Annotated in this window: 17 protein-coding genes; 9 read left to right on the top strand and 8 right to left on the bottom strand. The window is 63.4% G+C overall.

Translation table 11 applies throughout. The annotated features are described in order from the left end of the window. Window positions 1-80: 80 nt before the first annotated feature. Both AC3WQS_RS07655 and AC3WQS_RS07660 read right to left on the bottom strand, forming a co-directional pair. On the bottom strand, window positions 81-335 hold the full coding sequence (locus tag AC3WQS_RS07655; RefSeq protein ID WP_003940950.1) for a WhiB family transcriptional regulator: 255 nt from the start codon (window positions 333-335) through the stop codon (window positions 81-83). Between the two features lie 255 nt (window positions 336-590). After that, a complete protein-coding gene (locus AC3WQS_RS07660; protein WP_019747798.1) occupies window positions 591-1,547 on the bottom strand; it encodes a diacylglycerol/lipid kinase family protein in 957 nt (318 codons plus the stop codon). Between the two features lie 41 nt (window positions 1,548-1,588). On the opposite strand from AC3WQS_RS07660, the gene AC3WQS_RS07665 reads away from it, so the two are divergent. Continuing rightward, a complete protein-coding gene (locus AC3WQS_RS07665) occupies window positions 1,589-2,059 on the top strand; it encodes a membrane protein (RefSeq protein ID WP_019747799.1) in 471 nt (156 codons plus the stop codon). Window positions 2,060-2,085: 26 nt separating this feature from the next. On the opposite strand, the gene AC3WQS_RS07670 is transcribed toward AC3WQS_RS07665, so the two are convergent. Both AC3WQS_RS07670 and AC3WQS_RS07675 read right to left on the bottom strand, forming a co-directional pair. Beyond that, complete coding sequence (locus tag AC3WQS_RS07670) at window positions 2,086-2,565, bottom strand: GNAT family N-acetyltransferase (RefSeq protein ID WP_003940724.1); 480 nt, start codon at window positions 2,563-2,565, stop codon at window positions 2,086-2,088. Between the two features lie 17 nt (window positions 2,566-2,582). Further along, the gene (locus AC3WQS_RS07675) at window positions 2,583-3,206 is read right to left on the bottom strand and encodes an acid phosphatase (RefSeq protein WP_019747801.1); all 624 of its coding nucleotides are present in this window, start codon (window positions 3,204-3,206) and stop codon (window positions 2,583-2,585) included. A 71-nt stretch (window positions 3,207-3,277) separates the two neighbouring features. On the opposite strand from AC3WQS_RS07675, the gene AC3WQS_RS07680 reads away from it, so the two are divergent. Continuing rightward, on the top strand, window positions 3,278-4,075 hold the full coding sequence (locus AC3WQS_RS07680) for a ParA family protein (RefSeq protein WP_003940948.1): 798 nt from the start codon (window positions 3,278-3,280) through the stop codon (window positions 4,073-4,075). A 15-nt stretch (window positions 4,076-4,090) separates the two neighbouring features. Here the strand turns inward: AC3WQS_RS07680 and AC3WQS_RS07685 are convergent, their stop codons facing one another. Then, window positions 4,091-5,293 (bottom strand): Rv3212 family protein, encoded by a 1,203-nt coding sequence (locus AC3WQS_RS07685; protein ID WP_446696165.1) that lies wholly within the window; start codon window positions 5,291-5,293, stop codon window positions 4,091-4,093. Between the two features lie 9 nt (window positions 5,294-5,302). Further along, window positions 5,303-6,907 carry a DEAD/DEAH box helicase gene (locus AC3WQS_RS07690; RefSeq protein WP_446696447.1) on the bottom strand — a complete coding sequence of 535 codons (1,605 nt, stop codon included), beginning with the start codon at window positions 6,905-6,907 and terminating at the stop codon, window positions 5,303-5,305. A gap of 400 nt (window positions 6,908-7,307) precedes the next feature. On the opposite strand from AC3WQS_RS07690, the gene AC3WQS_RS07695 reads away from it, so the two are divergent. Together AC3WQS_RS07695 and AC3WQS_RS07700 are read left to right on the top strand one after the other, a co-directional pair. After that, window positions 7,308-8,003, top strand: a complete 696-nt coding sequence (locus tag AC3WQS_RS07695) for a ferritin-like fold-containing protein (protein WP_029255047.1) — start codon at window positions 7,308-7,310, stop codon at window positions 8,001-8,003. A 107-nt stretch (window positions 8,004-8,110) separates the two neighbouring features. Further along, on the top strand, window positions 8,111-8,341 hold the full coding sequence (locus AC3WQS_RS07700) for a DUF3107 domain-containing protein (protein ID WP_003942312.1): 231 nt from the start codon (window positions 8,111-8,113) through the stop codon (window positions 8,339-8,341). 69 nt (window positions 8,342-8,410) lie between these two features. Here AC3WQS_RS07700 and fasR read toward each other — a convergent pair whose 3' ends face one another. Beyond that, on the bottom strand, window positions 8,411-9,082 hold the full coding sequence (gene fasR, locus AC3WQS_RS07705; RefSeq protein WP_003942309.1) for an HTH-type transcriptional activator FasR: 672 nt from the start codon (window positions 9,080-9,082) through the stop codon (window positions 8,411-8,413). A gap of 329 nt (window positions 9,083-9,411) precedes the next feature. Between fasR and AC3WQS_RS07710 the strand changes: the two genes are divergently transcribed. The 3 genes from AC3WQS_RS07710 to AC3WQS_RS07720 are packed head-to-tail and all read left to right on the top strand — an operon-like array spanning window position 9,412 to window position 12,593. Next, complete coding sequence (locus AC3WQS_RS07710) at window positions 9,412-10,458, top strand: DUF3152 domain-containing protein (RefSeq protein WP_153212496.1); 1,047 nt, start codon at window positions 9,412-9,414, stop codon at window positions 10,456-10,458. Between the two features lie 47 nt (window positions 10,459-10,505). Beyond that, on the top strand, window positions 10,506-11,693 hold the full coding sequence (gene moeZ / locus AC3WQS_RS07715; RefSeq protein WP_019747808.1) for an adenylyltransferase/sulfurtransferase MoeZ: 1,188 nt from the start codon (window positions 10,506-10,508) through the stop codon (window positions 11,691-11,693). A 45-nt stretch (window positions 11,694-11,738) separates the two neighbouring features. Then, a complete protein-coding gene (locus tag AC3WQS_RS07720; protein ID WP_007731227.1) occupies window positions 11,739-12,593 on the top strand; it encodes a TIGR02569 family protein in 855 nt (284 codons plus the stop codon). Here AC3WQS_RS07720 and AC3WQS_RS07725 read toward each other — a convergent pair. Further along, the gene (locus AC3WQS_RS07725; RefSeq protein ID WP_336504751.1) at window positions 12,590-13,270 is read right to left on the bottom strand and encodes a FadR/GntR family transcriptional regulator; all 681 of its coding nucleotides are present in this window, start codon (window positions 13,268-13,270) and stop codon (window positions 12,590-12,592) included. The genes AC3WQS_RS07720 and AC3WQS_RS07725 overlap by 4 nt on opposite strands. Before the next feature lie 93 nt (window positions 13,271-13,363). Here AC3WQS_RS07725 and AC3WQS_RS07730 point away from each other — a divergent pair, with 93 nt between their 5' ends. Both AC3WQS_RS07730 and AC3WQS_RS07735 read left to right on the top strand, forming a co-directional pair. Continuing rightward, on the top strand, window positions 13,364-14,626 hold the full coding sequence (locus AC3WQS_RS07730) for an MFS transporter (RefSeq protein WP_019747810.1): 1,263 nt from the start codon (window positions 13,364-13,366) through the stop codon (window positions 14,624-14,626). Window positions 14,627-14,739: 113 nt separating this feature from the next. After that, complete coding sequence (locus tag AC3WQS_RS07735; protein WP_085989607.1) at window positions 14,740-16,140, top strand: MFS transporter; 1,401 nt, start codon at window positions 14,740-14,742, stop codon at window positions 16,138-16,140. Window positions 16,141-16,154 lie beyond the last annotated feature (14 nt).

Below are 16,154 nucleotides of genomic sequence, written 5' to 3' on the forward strand. Positions count from 1 at the left end.
ACACCATGTGGTGTCGGGCTGTCGTCTTCGACTGTGCGGAGGGGCTGTTCTCCGCCGCGAGTCGAACGTCTCGGTTATACCTAGACGGAAGTGCGTGCACGGGTACGTGCGTTACGACGCTTGAGTGCGCGACGCTCGTCTTCGCTCATTCCGCCCCAGACGCCTGCATCCTGACCGGACTCGAGAGCCCAGGACAGGCACTCGGCGGTGACGGGGCAGCGGTTGCAGACAACCTTGGCATCAGCGATCTGAGCGAGGGCCGGTCCACTGTTTCCCACCGGGAAGAACAGTTCGGGATCCTCGTCGCGACAGATTGCGTTGTGGCGCCAGTCCATCTTTTTTCGCTCCTTAATTGGGTGTGTATTCACACCATTTGGTACCAATGAGTTTGTGTGTGCGTCATCAATGTTTCCGCACTGTTACTTGTGAATGCTTTCACGAACTCGCGGTATGTCAATAGGTTTGAACGGGTTCGTGGGCCAACTCACTAATTTGTGACACACCTGACGGCCACCTGGGCGTCACCGGCATTTTACCCGATTTCGACTATTCGGCACCAGAGTTTTTGCAGGTCAAACGTGTTGCCTGACTCACGTCGGAATCGGTGCGAACACTTCCAGTGCATCCGGGACCGAGGTGAATTCGACTTTTTCGCGAAGTCCGATGTAGTCGCCGTCCATCTGCAGTCCGATCGGTCGCGACGATTCGATGGTGATTGTCGGGACGTCGTCGGTGCGTAGAAGGACCTTCGATTTCGGTTCTGCGCCGCGTGCGAGGAGCTGTCGCACAACCCGCAGAGACGGTAGGACTTTGGTGCTCGTCATGGCGAAGATGCCGAGTCCACTGTCGAAGGTCGTTCCCGGATTGGTGTGTACGGGACGCTCTTCCAGATATGTCCACGGGCTCGAGTTCGACACGAACGCGTAGTGGACTCCGGAGACGGGATCCTGATCGGGGAGGTGGACTGTCAGGGCGGGCTCGGCTCGCTTGGCACGGAAGAACGCCGCGATTGCGGTTCGGACATACCGGGCGGGTGTGGCGGCGTCACCGTTCTTACGGCTGGCGTCGACGGCTTCGCATACATCGGCGTCGAGGCCCATTCCGGCGTTGAACGTGAACCAACGGTTGTCGCAGTGTGCGAGCCCGATTCGGCGTCTCGTTCGTTCCGAGAGTAGATCGACGAGTTGGTTTGTGGCGTCGATCGGGTCGGCGGCAATACCGAGTGAGCGCGCGAAAACGTTTGCCGAGCCTCCCGGGACGACAGCGATCGTCGGGATCGGACCGACCGGAACCGATTTCATCGACGCGGGATGCGGTGACCCGAGCAGTCCGTTGACCACTTCGTTGACCGTTCCGTCGCCGCCGTGGACGATCACCGAGCCGAAGCCGTCTTCGTGGGCTTCGCGCGCCAGTTCGGCAGCGTGTCCCCGATGTGTGGTGTGCGCCACAGTAAGTCGCACCCGACTCTCGAGGGCGTGTGCCAACAGGTCACGACCGGCAGCGGTGGTGGAGGTGGCATTGGGGTTGACGATCAGCAGTGCGCGCACGGGGCATGAGCCTATCCGGTGTCGTGTTCTAGGCTGGCCTCGTGCCGAATACCGCCAGTCCGAACGCCCTGCCCAAGACAGTCACATGGGCAGGTGCCCTCGTGACGCTGCAAGGGCTGGTTGCCGCCGGGTTCGCGATCGTCGCAGTGATTCGCGGCGCGACCGGCCACGATCAGAGCGTCACCAACGGATACGGATTTGCTGCCTGGGTCGCGATCCTCGGCGGCGCGGTGTTGGCTGCCGGGATCGCTTTGCTGACGGGTCGCCGGTGGGGCCGGGCAATCGCCGTCGTCGCGCAGTTGCTGCTCCTGCCGGTCGCCTGGTCGCTCCTGACCGATTCGCATCAGGTGCCGCTCGGCATCGTTCTGGGTGTCGTCGTTCTCGGCGCTCTGGGCTGCCTGTTCTCGGCTCCGACGTCTCGATGGATGGCAGCGGAGTACGGAGCGTACGCAGACGAGGTGTCGCCGGAAGAGGGACGCCCGGACGAGACCGAAGAGCCGCGGGACAAGTAGGACGGAACGCCTACCCTGCTTCAGTCCTACTCAGCTTCGGCGGCAAGAGCTCCGAGGTGGGTGCCGGTCAGGCGATACGTGGTCCACTCCGTCTTCGCGTCGGCACCGAGTGACTCGTAGAACTTGATCGAGGGCGTGTTCCAGTTGAGCACCGACCAGGACAGCCGGGTGTAGTCGTTGTCGGTGCACTCCTTGGCGAGCGCGGCCAGAAGAGCCTTTCCGTGGCCTGATCCGCGCTGGCTGGGCTTGACGTACAGGTCTTCGAGGTAGATGCCGTGGGCGCCGTCCCACGTGGAGAAATTGCGGAACCACAGCGCCATGCCGACGACGTCGTCAGCCGAATTCACAGCGACGTGCGCGAAGGCCGTCGCGGCCGGCCCGAACAATGCCTCGCCGATCTGTTCCGCCTTCACGGTGCACTCGTCGAGGGCCTTCTGGTAGTCCGCCAACTCGTAGATCATGTCGGTGATCGGCTGGACGTCTGCGGGCGTGGCGCGTCGGATCATGGGGAGAATCTTAAGCCTCAAGCCTCCACGAGCGGCGGCACGTTGTGATGGACGAGGTGGCTGGCGCCGTGCTCGTAACCGAGAACCGTGTAAGCGCCCGGGAACAACGCGAAACGCTTTCCTTCGGTGACCGGGAGCTCGAGCCAGCGGGCGATGAGCGCGCGTGAGAAGTGGCCGTGCCCGATCAGGATCACGTCCCGCTCGGGTAGCTGCGAACGCACCATCGACAGCACCATGTCGGTGCGGGCATGGATCTGATCGGTCTGCTCGCCGCCGGGGCACGGGTGTGTCCAGACGGTCCAATCGGGCACCGTTGCGCGGATCTCGGGCGTCGTGAGGCCTTCGTAGTCGCCGTAGTCCCATTCGGAAAGTGCATCCCAGGTTCGCTCTTCCGGCAGGCCGGCGAGATCACCCGTCAACTGTGCGCGCAGCCGCGGACTCGTCAGAATCATGGGGTTCCGGAGGTCGAGGGTTCGTAAGCGATTTCCGGTCGCGGTTGCCTGCATCTCGCCGAGCGGAGTCAGCGGAACCTCGGTCCGGCCCGTGTGTTTCCCGGTGCGTGCCCACTCGGTTTCACCGTGGCGCATGAGTACGACGCGAGCACCGAGGGGGATCGACGAGGGGGCGGACTGGGAGGTCATGTCGACCATCATTGCAGGCTGCCTCGCGTGTGTAGCTCGCCTCCTGGCGCGAAGTGCGCAAGGATCTACGTGTGACGACGGTTCTCGCAGTGGCAAATCAAAAGGGCGGCGTGGCTAAAACCACTACCGTCGCTTCTCTCGGTGCGGCTTTGTCCGCGCTCGGACAACGAGTTCTGGTGGTGGATCTCGACCCGCAGGGCTGCCTGACGTTCTCGCTCGGACACAACCCGGATCGCCTCGAGCGTTCGGTCAACGAGGTCCTGGCGGGTGATCTCGACGCGGTCGACGCCGTGCTGAAAACGGACGACGGTATGGATCTCCTGCCGGCCACCATCGATCTCGCGGGAGCCGAAGCGCTGCTCCTGATGCGACCCGGTCGAGAGTTCGCGCTCAAGCGGGCGCTGTCTCCGCTCCTGGGTTCTTACGACGTCATCATCATCGACTGCCCACCGTCGTTGGGTGTGCTCACACTCAACGGATTGACTGCGGCGCAGTCGGTTCTGGTTCCACTGCAATGCGAAACCCTCGCACACCGCGGCGTCGGACAGTTGCTGCGTACGGTTCGTGAAGTCCAAGCCATCACCAACCCGGATCTTGTTCTGCTCGGCGCACTTCCGACTCTGTACGACGCTCGAACCACGCACAGTCGCGACGTACTCGCTGACGTCAGTGACCGCTACTCCCTCGCCGTTCTGGCGCCGCCGATTCCACGGACCGTCAAGTTCGCCGAGGCCTCTGCTTCCGGCGCGACGGTCCTTGCCGGGCGAAAGAACAAGGGCGCGGATGCCTATCGAGAACTCGCCGACAATCTCGTAAAGCATTGGGCTGGAAATGAAGTCGTGACTTTCGCGCCGGAACTGGCGCTCTGAGGAAGGTGAGAGCTTCTAGCGCAGCGCGAACAAGGTATCGCCGCGCTGTTCCAGAATCGTCTCGCCCGCACTGGCGAGCACGATCGGCGTCGTCGTCTCACCGCGGTCGACTGCGATCATGCGCTGCACCGCTCCGTCCGACGGGCTGACGGCTGCAATGCCGCCCGGAACGGGGATGAGCATCTGACCGGCGACCATGCTTCCGGGCCCGGACGTTCCGTTGACTATCCACGTCGGAGCCAGATCGCTCAGGCGGAGGTTGACGGTCTGCGAGCCGGTCCACCAGGTGATCGAAGCTTTGTCGGCGTGGGTGCGGGCCCCTTCGGTCACCGCTCCCTCGATCGGATAGTCGACGATCGGATTGCCGGTTCCGTCGAAAATGGTGATGCGAGAAGCGGTTCCGTTGGCGGCAGGGAGGTAGACGGCCGTCTTCTCGCCGGCCACGGCAAGCAGGCGGGCGCCTTCGGAGTCGAGGAGAATCGAGGATCCGTACTCTTCGGGTTCCTGGGCGTCCTTCGGTGCGGGGTTCATCACCGTCAACCTGTTGGAGGCTTCACCCGGGCAACGCTCGAGTACCGAGACTCGGTTGGCGCTCGACGCAGCGTCGAGCAGCGTGCATCCGGTGCGGGGTTGCTTGTTCGGATTGACCTTCGCGTCGACCCTGCCGTACTCGAGAGTTCGGACGAGGTCCGAGCGCCACAGTTCCATTCGCTCACTGCCGCGTGAGATCAGATAGGTGCCGTCCGCCGACAAGGTGACCGCGGAATCGGCGTCGCTGTTGCGCTGGTCCTTTCGGGCGCCGGTGTCGGCGACCAGTGACGTGACCTGAGAGCAACCGCGATCGTCCTGATAGACGCTGACGACGCGATCCCACGAACCGATCGCACCGCACAGGGGAATGTTGCGCGCGTATCGCCACACTTCTTCGCCTGTTGCCGGGTCGCGGCCGATCACTTCGGAACCGTCGGCGGTGACGACGGCATTTCCGACGGTGATCGGTGCCGTCGAGTCGGCACTGGGAGATTCCCACGCCTGCTTCAGGATGTCGGGTAACAACACCGACGTCGACAGAGGTGGGAGTGGAGATTCGGCGGTGACCGAGGTGGTTCCGCGCGCATCACTGCGCAACCACACCACGGTCACCGCCACGATTACTGCCAGCGCGATTGCCAGCGCACCGATCACATCTGAGCGAGTACGCCTTTCGGGAGCCAGCACATCGGCAGCTTACTCTGCGGCGCCTGCCGTCGCGGAAGCCGCGGGGCGACGACGCCGACGGCGACGCGGCTTGGCCGCTCCGTCTTCGTCCGAGTTCTCGGTAGCGGTTGCCGCCGGTGCCGAAGGGGGAGCTGTGGTGGCGCCGGCGGTGGTGGACGTCGTGGCGTCGGTCGAAGCACCGGCGCGGGTACGGCGGCGAGTCCGGTTGCGACGAGGCGCGGCCTTCTCTTCGTTGCCGTCGGCGTCGGCCGTCTTCGGCGCGTCCGCTTTGTCCGTTGCTGCCTTGTCGGTTGCAGCCTTCTCAGGGGCGGGCTTGGCCTTGCGAACAGTGCCCTTGGCATCGGCCGGAATCGACAACTCTTCGTAGAGGTGCGGCGAGCTCGAGTACGTCTCGACCGGATCGGGGATTCCGAGGCTCAGTGCCTTGTCGATGAGCTGCCAGCGAGGAATGTCGTCCCAGTCGACCAGCGTGACAGCGATGCCGGTGCGTCCGGCGCGGCCGGTACGACCGATGCGGTGGACGTAGGTCTTCTCGTCCTCGGGGCACTGGTAGTTGATGACGTGGGTGACGTCGTCGATGTCGATGCCGCGTGCGGCGACGTCGGTAGCGACCAACACGTCGACCTTGCCGTTGCGGAAGCCCTTCAGGGCCTTCTCGCGGGCAATCTGTCCGAGGTCACCGTGGACGGCACCGACGGAGAAGCCGCGCTCGGCGAGATCGTCGGCGACTTTCTGGGCTGTGCGCTTGGTGCGGGTGAAGATCATCGTCGCGCCGCGGCCTTCGGCCTGCAGAACACGGGCGACCATCTCGGCCTTGTCGAGAGCGTGCGCACGGTAGATGTGCTGGCTCGTGCGGTCGTGCACTGCGGAGGATTCGGCTTCCTCGGCGCGGATGTGCGTCGGCTGCGTCAGGAAGGTGCGAGCCAGGGTGATGATCGGGCCGGGCATCGTGGCGGAGAAGAGCATCGTCTGACGCTTGTCGGGGACCATGCCCATGAGGCGTTCGATGTCGGGGAGGAATCCGAGGTCGAGCATTTCGTCGGCCTCGTCGAGGACGAGAACGCCCACTTTGCCCAGGATCAGGTGCGACTGGTTGGCGAGGTCGAGCAGGCGACCCGGGGTGCCGACGACAACGTCGACGCCCTTCTGCAGTGCCGAGATCTGCGCCTCGTACGGCCGACCGCCGTAGATGGGCAGAACCTGGAGGCCTCGGTCGCCGACTCGGAGGTACTTGCTGGCGTTCTCGAGGTCGCGAGCGACCTGGATGCACAGCTCGCGGGTGGGAACGATGATCAGAGCGCGTGGCGTGCCGTCGAGGACAGCCGTGCCGTTCTCGGCGGTGACGATGCGATGCAGGAGCGGGACGCCGAAACCGAAGGTCTTGCCCATTCCGGTGCGGGCCTGACCGATGAGGTCGTCACCGGCGAGAGCCAACGGAAGGGTGAGTTCCTGGATGGCGAAGGTGCGCTCGATGCCGATCTCGTTCAGTGCGCGGACGATTTCGTCGCGGACACCGAGTTCGGCGAAGCTCGGGGGTACATGGGTGTCGTCGAGCTGGACGGAAACGGTGTTCTCGGTTGCTTCGTCTTCATGGTCGACAGTGATCTTGCTCAGGGGACTAGCCTTTCCTCGTGGCGGTACGCACGCACAAGGTAAGGGGCCAGGCCGTAAATCGGCCGATGTCGATGCCCTCTTTTTCTTCGGTCATGCCTACGCCTCAGCACTGAATTCCACTCGGACGAATTCGAACCGTCCGGAGATCTCGGCGAAGCGGGCAACAACCGTCGATGCAGGTGCGCGCACATTATCGGTGGGGTCCGCGTGAGCACAGTCGTGTCGGCTGACCTAAAGCAGCCGTCCCGGCTAACCATAAGAGCCGGGGGAACCGGCGAACTCCCAAGACCATTGTAGCTGCACGTTGTCCGCCTCTCGCGATGACATGTCGAAGATCACCGAATCGGACATGCGGTCCTTGGCGGTCGCGTCGGCCGTCGAAGCACTACAGTTCGTAGTCATGGGCGCACACGATCTTGATGCTTCGACGGACGCTGGAACCGGAGGCCGAGTCGCTTCCGATCACCCCGGCGTGATCGATTTGTTTGCCGTTCTCGCCTACGGCGAGATTTCGGCGTTCTACCGGTTGGCGGAGGACGCACAAATGGCACCGGACCTGCGAGGCAAGGTGGCGTTCGCCAGCATGGCCGCCGCCGAGATGGACCACTTCGAGACTCTGGAAACGGCGCTGACGGAACGTGGCCACGAGATCTTTGCCGTCATGGACCCGTTCGTTCGTGCCCTCGACAACTATCACGCGTCGACGACACCGTCGACGTGGCTGGAATCGCTCGTGAAGGCGTACGTCGGCGACGGAATCGCTGCCGATTTCTACCGCGAGATCGGGCACTCCCTCCCGGCGGATGTCGCCGAGATCGTCGAGGACGTGCTGTCCCAGACGGGCCACTCGGAGTTCGTGGTGCTCGAGGTGAAGGCAGCAGTGGAGGCCAGCACCCGCGCCAAGGACCGGCTGATGTTGTGGGGGCGCCGTCTACTGGGTGAAGCAATCACGCAGGCACAGTTCGTGCTGGCGCAGCGTGAGGACCTCACGGATCTGGTGATCTCGGCCTCGGGTGACCTCAACGGAGTTGTCGCGTTGTTCGACGGTATGCAGGCAAAGCACGCCGAGCGGATGGCGATTCTCGGACTCGTCTAGGTGCCTGTTCGCTCTGGGCACAGCGTGCAGAGGAGCGTGGGCGGTCGCTGCTGCATTAGCCTTGCGTCGACAACGGATGTAATTCACGAACAGTTCGGAGGTTGACCGTGGAGGTCAAGATCGGTGTAATCGACAGCCCGCGTGAGCTCATCGTCAACAGCGAACAGACCCCTGACGAGGTCGAGACACTGGTCGCGGCTGTCCTCGGTGGCCGCGAGCCGGTTCTGGCTCTCGTCGACGACAAGGGCCGCAAGTTCCTGGTGCAGGCTTCTCGTGTGGCGTACGTGGAGATCGGTCCGTCCGATATCCGCAAGGTCGGATTCGCGCCTACCGTCTGACGCGTAGCTGTAACAGCAGAATGGGCGGGCAGTCGTGAGACTGCCCGCCCATTCTCGTTCGGGTTCCGGTTACTTGGTTTCGGCCTGCAGCGGCACGTGTGAGAGACCGCCCCACGCCAGTGTCACGGTGATTTCCACGGCCTCTTCCTTGGGGATCGGCCGCGCGGCTTCGAGCCAGTACCGCGCCGTGAACTGGCTGGCACCGACCAGACCGACCGCAAGAATGCGCGCGCGGTACGGATCGAGTCCGGAATCCTGACTGACCAGGTCGAACACGGCGTCGACGCAGGCTTCGGTGGCTTGTTCGACGCGTGTCTGGACCTGAGGTTCGCCCATGATGTCGGACTCGAACACGAGGCGGAAGCCCTGCGAGTCGTTGTCGACGAAGTCGAAGAACGCCTGGACTGCGGCGCGGACACGCTGTTTGTTGTCCGTCGTCGATCGCAGGGCCTGGCGTACACCCGAGATGAGGCTGTCGACATAACTCTGCAGGACTGCGACATACAGTTCGAGCTTGCCTGGAAAGTGTTGGTACAGGACTGGCTTGCTGACACCGGCACACTCGGCGATCTCGTCCATGCCGGCCGAGTGGTACCCGTTCGCGACGAATACCTCACTTGCAGCTGCGAGGAGCTGGAGGCGGCGCGCATCGCGGGGGAGTCGGGTGCTGCGACGTGTTCCGGCAGGCTTGCCAGCCGTTGTACCGCGATCGGAGTCTGTCCGATCCGCGAGTTCTGTCATGTCGCTTCCAATCTGAGCAAAAGTAAATTCGGTCGGCGCGCGGATCCGCGAGTCGCGTGTGCGTACCCGCCAGTATCCTCCGTCACACCGGTCGTAGCCGAATGAACGATACCGTGTGTCGCCCGGGCGAGTCGCGCGTGCCTCGGTGAGCGAGACCAGCGGTCTTTCTCGTTACAGGACGGGTTGCCATGACACGCCAGGACCAGCATGTTTCGGTCAGCCCGGGCGAGCGACTTGCCGTGTGTGAGATTCTGGACGACGTGACTGACCCAGGGGGACCGCGCATGCGTGGACGAACTACGCAGAACCCTGAACGTGAGGAACGTCGAATGCGTAGCGGAACTGGAGCGCCCCGCGACGAACGTCGGCCAGAGGTGCCGGATGATCGTGCCTACGGCGAACGCGACTATCGCGGCATTTCCTCCCATCAGCCCTTGCGTGCCCAGTGGGATCCGACCAAACGAGAAGTGGGCCGAACCCCGCGTAATCCGCGGCCGGACCGGGCAGCGCGAAAGCAGAGCAAGCTCGGGCGCTTCGTCTCGACATACGGTTGGCGGGCCTACGCGATTCCGGTTCTCGTGGTGCTCACCATCCTTGTGATCGTCGACGCAGTACGTCCGGACGCCACAGACACCGCGAGCAAGACGTCGGCTACTGCCGACCTCGCACACAGCACCGACGGAACCGACGTCATCGGTGCGCCGCCGGCCGGAGACGGAACCTTTGCGTCGTCGATACCGTCCGGCGCTCTCCCCGACGGTGGTCCGTTCACCGTCGCGGGCGGCGGAACGTGGCACGTCGTACCGGGTACGACGGGCAAGGTCGGACAGGGAACCGAACGCGAGTTCACGTACACGGTCGAGATCGAGGACGGCGTCGACACGACCGGTTTCGGCGGTGACGAATCGTACGGACGCATGGTCGATCAGACGCTGGCAAATCCGAAGAGTTGGACCAATGATCCCAAGGTCGCGTTCCGGCGCGTCGACGCGGGCGAGCCGGACTTCCGGATCTCCTTGACCTCGCAGATGACTATCCGTGAAGGCTGCGGATACGAGATCGAACTCGAAGGATCCTGCTACAACCCGAGCATGGACCGAGTCCTGCTCAACGAACCGCGATGGGTGCGAGGCGCCATTTCGTTCCAGGGTGACATCGGCTCGTATCGGCAGTATCAGATCAATCACGAGGTCGGCCATGCCATCGGATACGCCGCTCATCAGCCGTGCGAGACCGAAGGCGGACTCGCACCGATCATGATGCAGCAGACCTTCGGAACCGCGAACAACGACATCGCTAGGCTTGATCCCGAGGGCGTCGTTCCGATGAACGGACTCACGTGCCGCTTCAATCCGTGGCCGTACCCCCGAGCGTGACCGGATCGAGAATCCCTGATCTCGTCTTGAACTAGGAGTGTTTCGCGGTGTCTGCAACACCCGTCGTATTGCCACCACTGGTGGAGCCGGCAGCCGAGTTGAGCCGGGAGGAAGTTGCCAGATACAGCCGGCACCTGATCATCCCGAACGTGGGCATGACCGGCCAGAAGCGGCTCAAGAATGCGCGAGTCCTGTTCATCGGCGCCGGTGGATTGGGTTCGCCTGCACTGCTCTATCTCGCGGCCGCAGGAGTGGGCACCATCGGGATCGTCGAGTTCGACGAGGTCGACATGTCGAACCTGCAGCGTCAGGTGATTCACGGACGCTCCGACGTCGGACGCCCGAAGGCGGTCAGCGCGAAGGAGTCGATTCTCGAGATAAACGAGCACGTCGACGTCCGGTTGCACGAATTCCGCCTGGACAACTCCAACGCGGTCGAACTGTTCTCGGAGTACGACCTGATCCTGGACGGTACGGACAACTTCGCGACGCGGTACCTCGTCAACGATGCCGCCGTCATCGCCGGAAAGCCGTACGTGTGGGGCTCGATCTACCGCTTCGAAGGGCAGGTCTCGGTCTTCTGGGAAGACGCCCCGGACGGCGCGGGACTGAATTATCGCGATCTTTACCCGGAGGCGCCGCCGCCCGGCATGGTCCCCTCGTGCGCCGAGGGTGGTGTGCTCGGAGTCCTGCCTGCGACCGTCGGTTCGATCATGGCGACCGAGGCGGTCAAGCTCATCACAGGGATCGGCGAACCGCTTCTCGGGCGCCTGATGATCTACGACGCTCTTGCGATGACGTTCCGGACGATCCGCCTTCAGCGTGATCCGACCCGCGTGCCGGTCACCGCCTTGATCGACTACGACGCGTTCTGCGGTGTCGTGTCCGAAGAGGCGAGCGCTGCTGCTGTCGGCTCGACGATCACGGCGCCGGAGCTGGAGGCCATGATCGGCGAGGGACGATCGATCGAGCTGGTAGACGTACGAGAACCGGTTGAATGGGACATCATGCATCTGCCGGGGGCGGTGCTGATCCCGAAGGACCGCATCCTTTCCGGTGAAGCTCTGGCGACGTTGCCGCAGAACAAGCAGATAGTTCTGTACTGCAAAACCGGCATTCGTTCGGCCGAGGCACTGGCCTTTCTCAAGAACGCCGGTTTCTCCGACGCAGTTCACGTTCAAGGCGGCGCGATCGCCTGGGCGAACCAGGTGGATGCGAGTCTGCCGGTCTACTAGGCGCGCCTCGCGGGAGGCGGCGCCGCGCACCGGTAGCGTTGGGGTGTGAGCACAGGCCAACCTCCCCAGCACGTGTGCTCCACCTTCGGCCTCCGTGAAGTCGATCCCATCCCACTCGGTGCGGATTGGGACGGCGGGTGGCTGTGTGGAGACGTCGTCCTTTCAGCAGTCGCGGATCATGCCCGCGCAGCGTGGTCGGCGAAGGTGCGAGAGAACCTCGAAGTCGACGGCGTTCGGCTGGCTCGACCGGTGCGTTCGACTGACGGTCGTTACGTCGTCTCGGGCTGGCGCGCTGACACATTCATCGTCGGATCGCCGGAACCACGTCACGACGAAGTGGTCTCGATGTCCTGTCGACTGCATGCGGCGACGGCCTCGCTCGAGCGCCCGCGCTTCCTTGCACAACCGCCGGTGCCGCCGTGGGCCGAGGTCGACGTATTCGTCGCCGCTGATCGCGCGGCATGGGAAACGGTTCCGCTGAGGATCGCGAAGGGCGTCGAGCAACTCGAGACGCCCACTCCTGACGGTCGCAAAAGTCTGGAACTGATTGCCGGGCTCGCTACTTTGCGGAAGCCGGTGCAGAGCCCGGACCAGCTCGTGCACGGCGATCTGTTCGGGACGGTGCTGTTCTCGGGCAGTATGGCCCCCGGAATCACCGACATCACGCCGTATTGGCGACCGGCTGCGTGGGCCGCTGCCGTCGCTGTGGTCGACGCGATCTCGTGGGGCGGTGCCGACGAGGCACTGGTCGGCCGGTGGGAAGATCTCCCCGAGTGGCCGCAGATGCTTCTACGTGCGGTGATGTTCCGCCTGGCAGTTCATGTTCTGCATCCGCGCTCGACGGCGGACGCGTTCCCGGGGTTGGCCCGTACTTCCGACATCGTGCGCTTGCTGCTCTAGATCGGGGTGCCGGTACCGAAGTCCGAGACCAGGCCCTCGAACAGCTCGCGTGCGGCGTTCGAGGCGGCCACGGTGTTTCCGTCGACGACAGCGTTGACGAGGTTTGCGTGCTGCGAGTGGAATCCTTCGCCGGTTGCATCGATGTGCTGTTGGATCGTGGTCTCGATGACGGGGAGCAGGGAGTCGTAGAACTCCAGGTAGACCTCGTTGTGGCTGGCCGCGACGATTGCTCGGTGCAGGGCGACGTCCGCGGTGGTGGCAGCGTCGATGTCCTGACCCTCCCATGACGCGGTGCGAAGCTCGAGTAGTCGCGTCAGTTCGGCGATGTCGTCTTCGGTTCGCCGTGCGGCGGCGAGGGTGGCCGCGGTGATGTCGAGTGCGCGCCGAAGTTCGAGTACGTCCCGTTGGTGGGCGCCGGCAAAGTAGTTGCCGAGAGTGCCACCGAGGTCGGAGACAGCAACGACGTAGGTGCCCGATCCCTGACGACGTTCCAGCATTCCGGCGTGAACGAGCGCCTGGACCGCCTCGCGCACGGTATTGCGACCGGTCCCGGTCAGCTCAGACAGTTCCGGTTCGGTGGGGATTTTGGAACCGATCGGCCAGGTTCCGCTCCGGATCTCGTTGCGGAGTTGTTCGGTGACCTGCGAGATGAGACTTGCGCGTCGAACGGGTTGCACGTGGTTGTTTCCTCGGGTCCGGGTAAGTGGTGTGAATGTGACGTTAGATTACCGCGCTTGTGCGAGTTCGTCCGGTCATCCTATGATTTCCCGGTGACTGCTCAACTGGAGAGAACCGAAACCCGCTCGTTGATACAAGGCCGTGTGCTCGTTTTCGCTGCGATTGCGATGTCTGCGCTCGTACTTCGACTTGCGGTGACCTCGTTCTCGCCCTTGGCGGCCGAGATTCGCGACGAGATCGGCTTCTCCGCCTCGATCGTCGGTGTCTTCGGCATGGTTCCGACCGCAATGTTCGCCATCTTCGGTCTCATCACTCCCGCCATCGCGAAACGTATCGGGCTCGAGCGAACGGCCCTCGTCGCGATGCTCATGGCCGGCGTCGGAATGCTGTTGCGCGCCATGATGTCTCAGACATGGTCGTTGCTGGCCCTCTCGGCTTTGGCACTGGCAGGCATGGGAATCGGCAATGTCGTGATCCCGCCGTTGGTCAAGCGGTACTTCTCGGATCGCCTCGCCACCATGAGTTCGGTCTACATCGTGGCCGTGCAGATCGGCACCATCGTTCCGGCGTTCGTCGCAGTCCCGGTTGCCGACGCCTTCGGGTGGCGGTTCTCGATCGGCTGGTGGTCCGCCTTCGGCTTCGCCGCAGCAGTGCCGTGGTTGATCACCCTCGCTCGTTCGCGCAAGGCTCGCGCGAACGAAGCCGGGTCCGTCGAGAATGCATCGGATTCGGTTGCGGCAGTGGCAGAACAGCCACGCGGTCAGGTCTGGCGTTCTCCCGTGGCCTGGGGGATGGCCGGCATGTTCGGCATGACCTCACTGATCACGTATTCGATGTTCACGTGGATTCCCTCGATCCTTCGTGACGCCGGAGCCAGTGATGCCTTCGGCGGAACGATGGTCGGAATGTTCTCGGTGATCGGGCTCGTCGCAGCTTTCGGTGCACCGACGCTGTGCGCCCGCATGGCCAATCCATTCCCTGTCGTGATCGCGTGTGCCGTCTGCTACCTGGTCGGCATGGGCGGGCTGTACTTTGCCCCGATGGCGGCGCCGGTCGTATGGGTTGTCGTCCTGGGCCTCGGTCCGAGCACGTTCCCGATGTCGCTCACGCTGATCAACCTGCGTACTCGTTCGCACATCGGTTCCTCGGCACTGTCCGGCTTCACCCAGGGCATCGGCTACTCCGTTGCCTGCCTCGGTCCGCTCCTGTTCGGCGTTTTCCACGACGTGTCCGGTGGATACGCTGCGCCGTTCGGCCTGCTCGTCGTCGCGGTGATCGTGGTGCTCCTGGGCGCCTACCAGGCATGCAAGCCTCGGATGCTCGAGGATTCCTGGCACGCACCTGCGAAAAACTAGCTCACACCCGGTCTTGTTACCGGGTGAGGATCAATTGACTTCGCGGTCATCGCACGCAGCACCGGCGCAATAACCGTTTTCTACCTTTGGGTCTCCAACATATTCAGGAGGCCCTGGTGAGTCATTACATCGAGCATTGGGATGCAGAGGACGTCGACGCCTGGGAATCCGGCGGCAAGGACATCGCGAAGCGGAACCTGATCTGGTCAGTGGTAGCCGAACACGTCGGCTTCTCGATCTGGTCGATCTGGTCCGTGATGGTGTTGTTCATGCCGACGGATATCTACGGCATCGACGCGGCCGGAAAGTTCTTCCTCGTCGCAGTGCCCACACTTGTCGGGTCGGTCCTCCGCATTCCATACACGGTTGCCACCGCACGGTTCGGCGGTCGTAACTGGACCGTCATGAGTGCGCTGTTCCTCTTCGTACCAACACTTCTCACGCTCTACCTGATGATGAACCCGGGTGCGTCGTACACCACGTTCATGTTGGTAGCGGCCACTGCAGGTATCGGCGGCGGCAACTTCGCGTCGTCGATGACCAACATCAATGCCTTCTACCCGCAACGCCTCAAGGGGTGGGCGCTCGGTCTCAATGCCGGCGGCGGCAACATCGGTGTACCGATGATCCAGCTGATCGGTCTGCTGGTGATCGCCACCGTCGGTAACCGTGCTCCGTGGATCGTGTGCGCTGTCTATCTCGTGTTCATTGCCGCTGCTGCCGTCGGTGCCGCGCTGTTCATGGACAACCTGGGCAACCAGAAGTCGGACCTGCGCTCGATGGCCAAGGCACTCAAGTTCTCCGAGTCGTGGGTGATCAGCTTCCTGTACATCGGTACGTTCGGTTCCTTCATCGGATTCAGCTTCGCCTTCGGTCAGGTTCTGCAGATCAACTTCCTCGCCGGCGGTGCCACTCCGGCCGCGGCCGCGCTGCATGCAGCACAGATCGCCTTCATCGGTCCGCTCCTCGGTTCGATCGCCCGGCCCCTCGGCGGCAAACTGGCCGACCGGATCGGCGGCGGCAAGATCACCATGTGGACGTTTGTCGCCATGGCATTCGCTGCATCGATCCTCGTGACGGCCGGAACGATGGACGACAACACCGCGGGCGTCGCCAGCGCCGGAATCATGGTGACATTCGTTCTCGGATTCATCGCCCTGTTCCTGCTCTCCGGCATCGGAAACGGATCCGTTTACAAGATGATCCCGGCGATCTTCGAGGCGAAGGCTCAGAGCTTCGACCACATGGATCGAAGCGAGAAGGCAACGTGGTCGCGCAGTATCTCCGGTGCTCTCATCGGATTTGCCGGTGCGGTAGGCGGTTTGGGCGGCGTCGGCATCAACCTGGTGCTGCGCGCGTCGTACAGCAGCCCCGCGAAGTCGGCGACCATGGCCTTCTGGGTGTTCCTGGCCTTCTACATCGCCTGCATCGCAGTCACCTGGTTCGTCTTCCTGCGCAAGCCGTCGACGCTGACCACAGACGTCGACGAGGCGAAAGTCGCAGTCACGGCGTGAGCGGTCCGCGGAAT

Source organism: Rhodococcus sp. FW305-130, assembly GCF_058788335.1.